Below are 9,900 nucleotides of genomic sequence, written 5' to 3'. Positions count from 1 at the left end.
TCGTTCCGCAGATGAAGGCGACGCCGGGGATGCCGTTCCGGCAGGCCGTGGCCCGTCGTCAGGAGCGGGTGCGGCACATCATGCACACGTTGCCGGAGAACGCGCAGATCGCGATCCAGGAAAGCCTCGACGAGACCTCCGGCGGAAACGGCGGCGGCGGTTACGACTACGCATACAGCCAGGAAGACACACAGGTCATCCCCGCATACCGGGGCGAAGGATACGAAAACACCACTCACGGGCAAGGGTAGGCATATCGGATGGGGGTTACCCGCAGCTCGGTCTTGCGGCCGGTCAACGGTGCGCTGACGCAGGCCGGAAACATCGTCGAGCTCTTCGTCGACGTCGCACGAAACACGTTCAAACGGCCATTCCAGTTCCGCGAGTTCATCGAACAGGCCTGGTTCATCGCCAGCGTCACGATCCTGCCCACGGCCATGGTCGCGATTCCGTTCGGCGCAGTGGTGTCACTGCAGACCGGATCGCTCATCAAGCAGCTCGGTGCAGAGTCGTTCACGGGAGCGGCCAGCGTGCTCGCCGTCATCCAGCAGGGTTCCCCGCTGGTGACGGCACTACTGGTGGCCGGAGCTGCGGGCTCGGCTGTAACGGCGGATCTCGGTGCGCGGACGATCCGCGAAGAGATCGACGCCATGGAAGTGCTCGGCATCAACCCGATTCAGCGACTCGTCGTGCCCCGGGTGCTCGCCATGGTGCTCGTCGCGATCCTGCTCAACGGCCTGGTGTCCGTCGTCGGCATCGCGGGTGGCTACTTCTTCAACGTCATTCTCCAAGGGGGTAATCCCGGTGCGTACCTGGCATCGTTCTCGGCCTTCGCGCAGCTTCCCGACATCTGGGTCGGCGAGCTCAAGGCGGCCGTCTTCGGTGTCATCGCCGGTGTCATCGCCGCGTACAAGGGGCTCCATCCGAAGGGCGGACCCAAGGGCGTCGGTGACGCGGTGAACCAGTCGGTGGTGATCACCTTCCTGCTGTTGTTCTTCGCGAACCTGATCCTGACCATGGTGTACCTCCAGATCGTTCCGGCGAAGGGATCGTGACCCGATGACAATCGCCAAGGGACGCGGTGACCGGACCCTGATGGCGGCGCGCCGAGTCGGTCGTGCGCCGCTCAACGTGCTCGACCGGGCCGGCGAGCAGATGTCGTTCTACGCCAGGGCCATCGCCTGGTCACCCCACACTCTCGTGCACTACCGCAAGGAGGTGCTGCGGCTGCTCGCCGAGGTCACCTTCGGCAGTGGCGCGCTCGCCGTCATCGGCGGCACCATCGGCGTCATCGCGATGATGTCCGGCTTCACCGGCGTCGTCGTCGGACTGCAGGGTTTCGCCGCGCTCGAACAGCTGGGCAGCTCGGTCCTCACCGGCTTCCTGTCCGCCTACGTCAACACGCGTGAGATCGCGCCGATCGTTGCGGCACTCGCACTCTCGGCCACCGTCGGCTGTGGTTTCACCGCGCAGCTCGGCGCCATGCGGATCTCGGAGGAGATCGACGCGCTCGAGGTCATGGCGGTGCCGAGTGTGCCGTTCCTCGTCACCACCCGCATGATCGCGGGATTCGTCGCCGTCATCCCGCTGTACATCGTCGGTCTGCTCGCGGCCTATCTCGCTTCCCGCGTCATCAGCACCGTGTTCAACGGACAGTCGACCGGCTCGTACGACCACTACTTCAACTTGTTCCTGCCACCGCAGGACGTCCTGTACTCGTTCGCGAAAGTGCTGATCTTCGCGTTCGTGCTGATCCTGATCCATTGCTACTACGGCTATCACGCGTCGGGTGGTCCCGCCGGTGTGGGTGTGGCCGTGGGCCGGGCGGTCCGCACCGCGATCGTCACCATCGCCGTGCTCGACTTCTTCCTGAGCCTCGCCATCTGGGGCACGACGACCACAGTGAGGGTGGCCGGATGACCAACACGACATCTGTTGTGGGACGACGGGTGCTGGGGCTGGTGTTCTTCCTTGTCCTCGCGTTGTTCCTGGCCTTCACCATCGGCATGTTCAACAAGAGCTTCACCAAGGTCGTCAAGATCGACCTCCTCACCGACAGCGCCGGAAATGCCCTGCCGCCCAATGCGGACGTGAAGGTCCGTGGCCTCATCGTCGGCGAGGTGCGCTCGGCGACCCCCCAGGAGGGCGAGGTCACGCTCGCTCTCGCGATCCAGCCGGACAAGGCACCGCTGATCCCGTCCAACGCGACGGCGCGGCTGCTGCCCAAGACACTGTTCGGTGAACGCTATGTGTCGCTGATCGTTCCGGAGGGCGACACGGCTCCGCCGATCCAGGCCGGTGACACGCTGCGTCAGGACAAGAGCGGCAACGCCGTCGAGGTCGGCGAGGTTCTGGACGGCCTGCTGCCGCTCCTGCAGGCGATTCCGCCGCAGGACCTGGCGAACACGCTCGGCGCGCTGTCCCAGGGACTCAGCGGCCGCGGCGCCGAACTCGGCCTGACGCTCGACCGACTCGAGGAGATCTTCGGCGGGCTGAACACCGAGCTTCCCGCCATCCAGGAGGATCTGCGCGGTCTGGCGGACTTCTCGCAGACGTATTCTGAGGCGGCGCCCGATCTGGTCAACGCCCTCGACAGCCTGCGGACCACCGGAAACACCGTGGTGGAGAAGCAGAATGAGATCTCCACGTTGCTCGTGTCGCTGACCGCAACCGCGTCGAGCACCGCGGATCTGCTGCAGACCAACGCCGAGTCGATCGTCAGCATCGCCGCCGATTCGCGTGAGGCGCTGCAGATTCTCGGCCGCTACTCGCCGAGCTTCGAGTGCACGTTCGCGGGCTTCGCGAAGTCTGCTCCCGTTGCCCGCGAACTACTGGCACCGGACGATCCGTACCCCGGTGTGCGCGCCAGCGTGCAGTTCGTCAACCCGAAGGGCCGTTACGTGCCCAACCAGGACGAGCCGCGCCTGCTCGACAACCGCGGACCGGCTTGCTACGACAACGTCACCGCACCGGGCGGGAAGTTCCCGCAGTACCCGGGCGGGTCGTCCTACAACGACGGCGCCTACCAGGTGCCGTCGCGGAACCCCGGACCGTCGACCATCGACTTCTTCCCGGCGCCCGCCGGCGTCCCCGATCAGGTCCCCGGGTACGGAGCTCAGGTCACGCCCGCGAGCTATGCGGGTTCGAAGATGGAGCAGGACACCCTGGACGTCGTCTACGGCGAGGCCGGGGGAATGGCACCGGAGGATGTGCCGAGCTGGACGACACTCGTCGGCGCGCCGACCATGAGGGGGACTGAGGTGAGCTTCAAGTGAGGGGTCTGACCGCACCATTGGTCAAGCTGATCGTGTTCGCCGTGGTCACCATCCTGGCGACCGGTCTGCTCGCCGCCACCATCGCCAACCTCGGCGGGGGCGGTGGCACCAAGTTCAACGCGATCTTCTCGGACGTCACCTCGCTCAACGAGGGCGACGAGGTCCGCATCGCCGGTGTGCGCGTGGGTCAGGTCGAGAAGATCGCGATCCACGACGACCGCGAGGCGGAAGTCCAGTTCACGGTGTCGGAACGGGACTGGCTGCCGGCCGGCACCACCGCGACCATCCGCTTCCGGAACCTCGTGGGGCAGCGCTACATCGCGCTCGAACAGGGGGAGGGCCAGCAGGGCATGAAGATGAGCGGCGGCGACACGATCCCGATCGAGCGGACCAAGCCTGCCGTCAACCTCACCACGCTGTTCGACGGCTTCCGCCCGCTGTTCCAGACCCTCAGCGCCGAAGACGTCAACAAGTTGTCGTACCAGATCATCCAGGTGTTCCAGGGTGAGTCGGGAACCATCACGGAACTCGTCAAGAACACGGCAAGCCTCACCAACACCGTCGCCGACAAGGATCGGGTGATCGGTGCGGTGATCAACAACCTCAACGACGTGCTCGCCACGGTGAATCAGCGTGACGATCAACTCGATTCGCTGATCGTCAACACCCAGCAGCTCGTCACGGGCCTGGCGAACGAGCGGGGAACCGTCGGATCGGCGGTGACGTCCCTCGCGGGACTCACCGACGCGACGGCAGATCTGCTCGAACCCACCCGACCGTCCATCCAGGAATCCATCACGTCGCTGAACACGCTGGCGACGACGTTGAACCGCAACTCCGACACGGTCAACAGCGTTCTCCAGACGCTTCCGGTGAAGCTCGAGAAGCTCGGCCGGGCGGCCAGTTACGGATCCTGGTTCCAGTTCTACCTCTGTGGAGTCGACATCGTCGCAGGACCAGGTACCGCGCCCCAACTGAACCTGCCCACGGGCTTGCCCACCGTCAACCAGCCGATCTATACGAACTCGGCGAAACGGTGCACGCAGGACGGCCTACAGGAGTTGCAGACACGATGAGCAGACGTCGCAGCCCGGCAGTGGCTGGTGCCCTCGGCATTCTCGTGGTGCTGCTGGCCACCCTGTCGGCTTTCTTCCTCGATTCGCTGCCGTTCATCGGCGCCGGGTCGACCTATCACGCCGAATTCACCGAGGCGGCGGGCCTCAAGCCCGACAACGAGGTCCGGATCGCGGGCGTCAAGGTCGGCAAGGTCAGTTCCGTCGAACTCGACGGCGACCATGTGGACGTCGCCTTCAAGGTGTCGGATGCGTGGGTCGGCAACGAGACGTCCGCGTCCATCCAGATCAAGACGATCCTGGGCCAGAAGTACCTGGCCCTCGACCCCCGCGGCTCGGACACGCTGAACCCGAGTGACACGATCCCGTTGGACCGCACCACGTCGCCGTACGACGTGATCGAGGCGTTCTCGGCCGCCGCGCAGACGGTGGGTGACATCGACTCCGATCAGCTCGCGCAGAGCATGGTGACGCTGTCGCAGGCGTTCGAGGGGACTCCGACGGAGATCCGCGCGTCGCTGGACGGTGTCAGCAGGCTGTCGCAGACCATCGCCAGCCGCGATCAGGAACTGCAGAAGCTGTTCGCTGCGACCGGCAAGACCACCAAGGTCCTCGCCGATCGCAACGCCGAATTCAACCGGTTGATCAGCGACGCCGGGCTGCTGCTCGGTGAGCTCAACAGCCGTCAGCAGTCCATTTCCCAGCTGCTCACCGGAACTCAGCGGCTGTCGCAGCAGTTGACCGGACTCGTGCGCGACAACGAGGCCGCCATCGGTCCCGCGCTCGAACAGCTCGACGGTGTCGTCGAGATCCTGAAGGCCAACAACGAGAACCTGGACAAGGCGATGAAACTGTACGAGCCGTTCGTCCGCCTGTACACGAACGTGGTCGGTAACGGTCGCTGGTTCGACCAGGTCGTGGTGAACCTCCTGCCGCCGGGGTTGCCCGACATTCCGGGTCCGCGCGAACCCGTCCGCACGTTGGGGGGTAACTGATGGCAGACGTCGACAACGGAGCCGACCGCGGAGGACGCGGCGGGGTCGCCCTCATCGTGGGAATCGTCATCGTCGCGCTGGTGATCGCCGGCGCCCTGTGGTGGGTGTTCACCCTGGCGGGCACCACGAAGATCACCGCGTACTTCGACAAGTCGGTGGGCATCTACGAGGGCTCGGATGTGCGGGTCCTCGGTGTGAAGGTCGGGTCGGTCGACGGCGTCGAGCCGCTGGGCGATCAGGTGAAGGTCGACATGCGCGTCGATCGCGGCGTCGACATTCCCGCCGACGCGAAGGCCGCGCAGGTCACGCCGTCCGTGGTGTCCGACCGCTACATTCAGCTCGCGCCCGCCTACACGGGCGGCGAGAAGATGGCCAGCGGCGCGGTGATCTCGCGGGACCGCACCGCGACGCCCGTCGAGGTCGACCAGTTGTACGCGAGCATCGAGGAGCTCTCCACCGCGCTCGGCCCGGACGGGGCGAACAAGGAGGGGGCGCTGTCGCAGTTCGTCGAGACCGGCGCCGCCAACCTCGACGGCAACGGTGAAGCGCTGGGGCAGAGCATCACCCAGCTGTCCGACGCTGCCCGCACGCTCAACGACAGTCGCGGCGACCTCTTCGACACCGTGAAGAACCTCCAGGTCTTCGTGGGCGCACTGGCGGCCAACGATCAGCAGGTCCGCGACTTCAACTCGCAGCTCTCCGACCTGTCCGGATTCCTGGCGGGGGAGCGGGAGAACCTCGGTGCCGCCCTGAACCAGTTGGCGATCGCCCTCGGCGACGTCTCGAAGTTCGTAGCCGACAACCGGGAGATCCTCGCCGAGAACGTGAACGATCTGGTCCCGGTGACGCAGACCCTCGCCGACAACCGCGAGTCGCTGGTCAACTCGCTGACCCTGCTGCCCCTGGCGATCAGCAACCTGGCCAACTCCTACGACGCGGAATCCGGAAACCTGGCCTCGCGCCTGGCGTTCCCGGACCTGCAGGATCCGGCCGGCGTCGCCTGCAAGTTGATCGACCTCGGCAAGCTGGTTCCCGGCGATCCGCGTTTCGAGCAACTCGGACGTCAGATGCAGCCGCTGATCGACAACTGCGCCAACATCACGTCGCAGATCACGCAATCGGCGAAGACTCCGTCGCTCGTGCTTCCGTTCGGAATCATGAGTGCGGACAACATTCAGCGGACGGTCACTCCCGGCACGGTGCCGGGTGTCGTGTCGCCGCGATTCGAAGGCGCAACGGGAGGTGAGGGCGAATGAATCGGTCGGTAATCCTCGGCGCCGGTGCGTGCGCCGTCGCCATCGCAGTGACGTCCTGCTCGTCGGAGGGGATCTACGGGGTTCCACTACCGGGCGGTCCCGATGTCGGCGAACACCCCATGCATCTGACGATCCAGTTCGACGACGTCCTCGACCTCGTCCCGCAGTCCGCGGTCAAGGTCGACGGTGTCCCGGTGGGCCGGGTCGAAACGATCAAGGTGGCGCCGGACGGCTGGACGGCGGACGTGGAGGTCGTTCTCGACTCGTCGGTCGATCTCGCCGCCAACGCGGTCGCCGCCATCGAGCAGACGAACCTGCTCGGTGAGAAGTTCGTCCAGCTGTCCGAGCCGCCGGAGGACAAGGATCCCGCGCGCCTCGAGGACGGCGACACGATCACCCTCGACCGCACCCGCCACGCCACGGAGATCGAGCAGGTTCTCGGCGCGCTGTCGCTGCTGCTCAACGGTGGCGGCGTCGGCCAGTTGCAGCCGATCGTGCACGAACTGACCACCGCACTCGACGGGCGCGAGGATCGGGTCCGGGGACTCCTCGAACAGGCGAACACGCTCATCGACGGTCTCAACCAGCAGCGCGACGACATCACCCGCGCCCTGGACGGCCTCGACGCGCTGACCACGCGCGTGAACGAACAGAACGAGAAGATCGGACTGATCCTCGACGAGTTGCCGATCGCGGCGGAAGTGCTCAACGAGCAGCGCCCGCAGCTCACCCAGATGCTCACCCAACTGGACCGGCTCGGCACCGTCGGAACCGACGTGATCAACAGGTCGAAGGACAACCTGATCGCGGATCTCCTCGCACTGCGGCCGACCCTGAAGGCACTCGCCGATTCGGGTGACAACCTGCCCAATTCGCTCGCGTTCATCCCGACCGTCCCGTTCCCGGACGGCGTCGAGAAGATCGCGCTCGGCGGATCGGTCAACCTGTTCCTCACGGTCGACCTGCAGATCGGTGATGCTCTGAGCGCACTCGGCGTCGGCCAGGGCGACCCGGTGTACGTGCCGCCGAAGTTCGGTGATCCCAAGCCGATCGTCGATCCGTCGAACCCGTACTACAACGGCAACGGTCCGAAGCCGGGGTGGCCGACGGTGTCCCTGCTGCCGATTCCGCCAATCGTCCCCGCCCCGACGGGTCTGCGGATCCCGGGGCTCCCCGGCACCGCGCCCGCCGGCAACGGTGGTGCAGGGAACGGCGCAGCAGCACCGCCGCAGAACCCGCTCGGGGGACTGCTGGAGCAGTTCGGAATCGGGGGTGGACAGTGAGGTCACGACTGGTCAGGATCCAGCTCGTCGCATTCGCCATCGTGGCGATGCTCGGGCTGGTCTACGTCGGCGCCAAGTACGTCCGCCTCGACAATCTGCTCGGGTTCGGTGAGTACGACGTGAACGCGCAGTTCAAGGACTCCGGCGGCATCTTCACCGACGCCGAGGTCACGTACCGCGGAGTTCCCGTCGGCCGCGTCGGCGACCTGTCGCTGACCGCGGACGGCATCAACGTCGAGTTGAAGATCTCCTCGGGCGGGCCCGACATCCCGGCGTCGGCCAAGGCCGTCGTCGCCAACCGGTCCGCGATCGGTGAGCAGTACGTGGACCTTCAGCCCGATACAGACCAGGGGCCGTACCTCGAACAGGGCTCGGTGATCACCGAGGCCGACACGTCGACACCTGTTCCGGTCGAGCAGGTGCTGATGGCAACCGACGGTCTGGTCCGATCGGTTCCGGTCGACTCGCTGCGCACCGTCGTCACCCAGCTGGGGACGGCGTTCAACGGCAAGGGCGAGGATCTGCAGACGCTCGCGGATTCACTCTCCACGCTGACGAAGGACGGACTCGACGTCCTGCCCCAGACACTGGCACTCGTCAGGGACAGCCAGACGGTGCTGGCGACGCAGTCCGATCAGTCGTCCGCGATCGTGCAGTTCAGTTCGGACCTCGACGCGGTCGCCGCGCAGCTGCGGACCAGCGACCCCGATCTCCGCGCGATCATCGACAAGGGAATCCCGGCGAGCAACGAGGTCGGTCAGCTGGTCAACGAGATCGGTCCGAGCCTCACCACCGACCTGACGAATCTCGCCGCGGTCGGTGACAAGCTGGCTCCGCAGGCGATCGCGCTGCGGCCGATCCTGATGTTCCTGCCTGCCATCGCGGCGTCCGCGTCGACCGTGGCCCCCGGCGACGGCACGGTGCATCAGGGAATCGTCCTGGAAACCAACAATCCGCCGTCGTGCACACTCGGTTACGAAGGGACGCAGGAGATCCTGGCCGAGATGAAGCGGCAGGACCCGAACTTCGACGACACCCAGCAGGACTTCCCGTTCAACGCGAAGGCTAACTGCGACGCTCCCCAGGGAAGCGTGACGGGTGTGCGAAGTGCAGACCGCATCGTGTTCGCCGATCCGGACACGATCCAGCCGTGGGATTTCAAGCCGAAGGTCATGCCTGACACTCTCAACTTGAATCCCATCGCAACGCAGCTCGCGCCGCTCCTCGGGGTTACTCCCAAGTAGCATTCGGTTCCGGCCGAGGGCGAGTTGAAGATAACAATCAGTAGGGTATTGGTGTGACGCGAATTACCACGCCCCTGGAGTCGGGACAACCGGCTCCGGGGAAGGACAGAACTCTGAAGGCCTCGTTTGCTGCGGTGACCGCACTGGTGGTGATCGCGGTTGTCGCAGCCGGATGGTTCGGCTTCGGGTGGGCGCGAGCGCTCTTCGTGGACAAGCCGATCGCCGACGCACGCGATTCCGCGTTGACGGGCGCCCAGCAGGCCGCGATCAATCTCAACTCGGTCGATTCCGCGGACCTCGAAGGATCGTTCGAGAACATGAAGTCGTCGATCACCGGCGACAAGATGAACCAGGACCTCCAGGCGACCGTGGACGGGTTCACCGACCAGATGCGTCAATCGGGAGCGGCGAGCAAGGCCGAGCTGATCCAGGGCACACTCACGGAACTGAACACGGACGACGGCACCGCGAAGGCGCTGGTCGTCGTGGCCGTCACCACCACGTGGCCGGACCGCTTCGACAAGGCCAAGGTGACGATGCGGATGGACGTCCAGGACGTGGACGGGGTCTGGAAGGCTTCGTCGGTCGAACCGGTGGGCGGACGTATTCCGCTCGAGAGCGGTCCGGTGCCCGCCGCCGGCGCGGCCCCCGCCCCGGCCCCCACCGAACCGGCTCCCGCCGAGCAGGCGCCGGCCGAACAGGTGCCCGAGGGCGACAGCAGCGGCCAGTAGTCCTGATGTGCCGCGGCGGCGTGCTGCCGTGGTGTCCACGTCG

At 65.9% G+C, this 9,900-nt stretch carries 9 protein-coding genes and 1 pseudogene; all 10 read left to right on the top strand.

The window, feature by feature from the left end; all coding sequences use genetic code 11:
* A pseudogene (locus P3H15_RS04860) lies at positions 1–251 on the top strand (ABC transporter ATP-binding protein); the annotation flags it as partial.
* 9 nt (positions 252–260) lie between these two features.
* Positions 261–1,055 carry an ABC transporter permease gene (locus tag P3H15_RS04855; protein WP_005252107.1) on the top strand — a complete coding sequence of 265 codons (795 nt, stop codon included), beginning with the start codon at positions 261–263 and terminating at the stop codon, positions 1,053–1,055.
* A gap of 4 nt (positions 1,056–1,059) precedes the next feature.
* A complete protein-coding gene (locus tag P3H15_RS04850; protein ID WP_005258256.1) occupies positions 1,060–1,920 on the top strand; it encodes an ABC transporter permease in 861 nt (286 codons plus the stop codon).
* Positions 1,917–3,275 carry an MCE family protein gene (locus tag P3H15_RS04845; RefSeq protein ID WP_072940037.1) on the top strand — a complete coding sequence of 453 codons (1,359 nt, stop codon included), beginning with the start codon at positions 1,917–1,919 and terminating at the stop codon, positions 3,273–3,275. The genes P3H15_RS04850 and P3H15_RS04845 overlap by 4 nt, the downstream gene beginning before the upstream one ends.
* Complete coding sequence (locus P3H15_RS04840) at positions 3,272–4,351, top strand: MCE family protein (protein WP_276136193.1); 1,080 nt, start codon at positions 3,272–3,274, stop codon at positions 4,349–4,351. Before P3H15_RS04845 ends, P3H15_RS04840 begins: the two co-directional genes overlap by 4 nt.
* Positions 4,348–5,343, top strand: coding sequence for an MCE family protein (locus tag P3H15_RS04835; RefSeq protein WP_276136192.1), 996 nt, complete (start codon positions 4,348–4,350; stop codon positions 5,341–5,343). The genes P3H15_RS04840 and P3H15_RS04835 overlap by 4 nt, the downstream gene beginning before the upstream one ends.
* Positions 5,343–6,599: an MCE family protein gene (locus P3H15_RS04830; protein WP_276136191.1), complete on the top strand. Its 1,257-nt coding sequence runs from the start codon at positions 5,343–5,345 to the stop codon at positions 6,597–6,599. Before P3H15_RS04835 ends, P3H15_RS04830 begins: the two co-directional genes overlap by 1 nt.
* Complete coding sequence (locus tag P3H15_RS04825; protein WP_276136190.1) at positions 6,596–7,882, top strand: MCE family protein; 1,287 nt, start codon at positions 6,596–6,598, stop codon at positions 7,880–7,882. The genes P3H15_RS04830 and P3H15_RS04825 overlap by 4 nt, the downstream gene beginning before the upstream one ends.
* The gene (locus tag P3H15_RS04820) at positions 7,879–9,126 is read left to right on the top strand and encodes an MCE family protein (protein ID WP_276136189.1); all 1,248 of its coding nucleotides are present in this window, start codon (positions 7,879–7,881) and stop codon (positions 9,124–9,126) included. Before P3H15_RS04825 ends, P3H15_RS04820 begins: the two co-directional genes overlap by 4 nt.
* A 134-nt stretch (positions 9,127–9,260) precedes the next feature.
* A complete protein-coding gene (locus tag P3H15_RS04815; RefSeq protein ID WP_276136203.1) occupies positions 9,261–9,857 on the top strand; it encodes a hypothetical protein in 597 nt (198 codons plus the stop codon).
* Positions 9,858–9,900: the final 43 nt, after the last annotated feature.

This window comes from Rhodococcus sp. T2V, from assembly GCF_029269925.1.
Lineage (GTDB): Bacteria > Actinomycetota > Actinomycetes > Mycobacteriales > Mycobacteriaceae > Rhodococcus_F > Rhodococcus_F koreensis.
The sequence above is the reverse complement of the archived record's forward strand: the minus strand, read 5'-3'. Positions and strand labels throughout refer to the sequence as shown.

Coding starts and splice junctions, on each gene's coding strand:
- P3H15_RS04855 (WP_005252107.1), top strand. CDS start 261: ATGGGGGTTACCCGCAGCTCGGTCTTGCGGCCGGTCAACGGTGCGCTG.
- P3H15_RS04850 (WP_005258256.1), top strand. CDS start 1,060: ATGACAATCGCCAAGGGACGCGGTGACCGGACCCTGATGGCGGCGCGC.
- P3H15_RS04845 (WP_072940037.1), top strand. CDS start 1,917: ATGACCAACACGACATCTGTTGTGGGACGACGGGTGCTGGGGCTGGTG.
- P3H15_RS04835 (WP_276136192.1), top strand. CDS start 4,348: ATGAGCAGACGTCGCAGCCCGGCAGTGGCTGGTGCCCTCGGCATTCTC.
- P3H15_RS04830 (WP_276136191.1), top strand. CDS start 5,343: ATGGCAGACGTCGACAACGGAGCCGACCGCGGAGGACGCGGCGGGGTC.
- P3H15_RS04825 (WP_276136190.1), top strand. CDS start 6,596: ATGAATCGGTCGGTAATCCTCGGCGCCGGTGCGTGCGCCGTCGCCATC.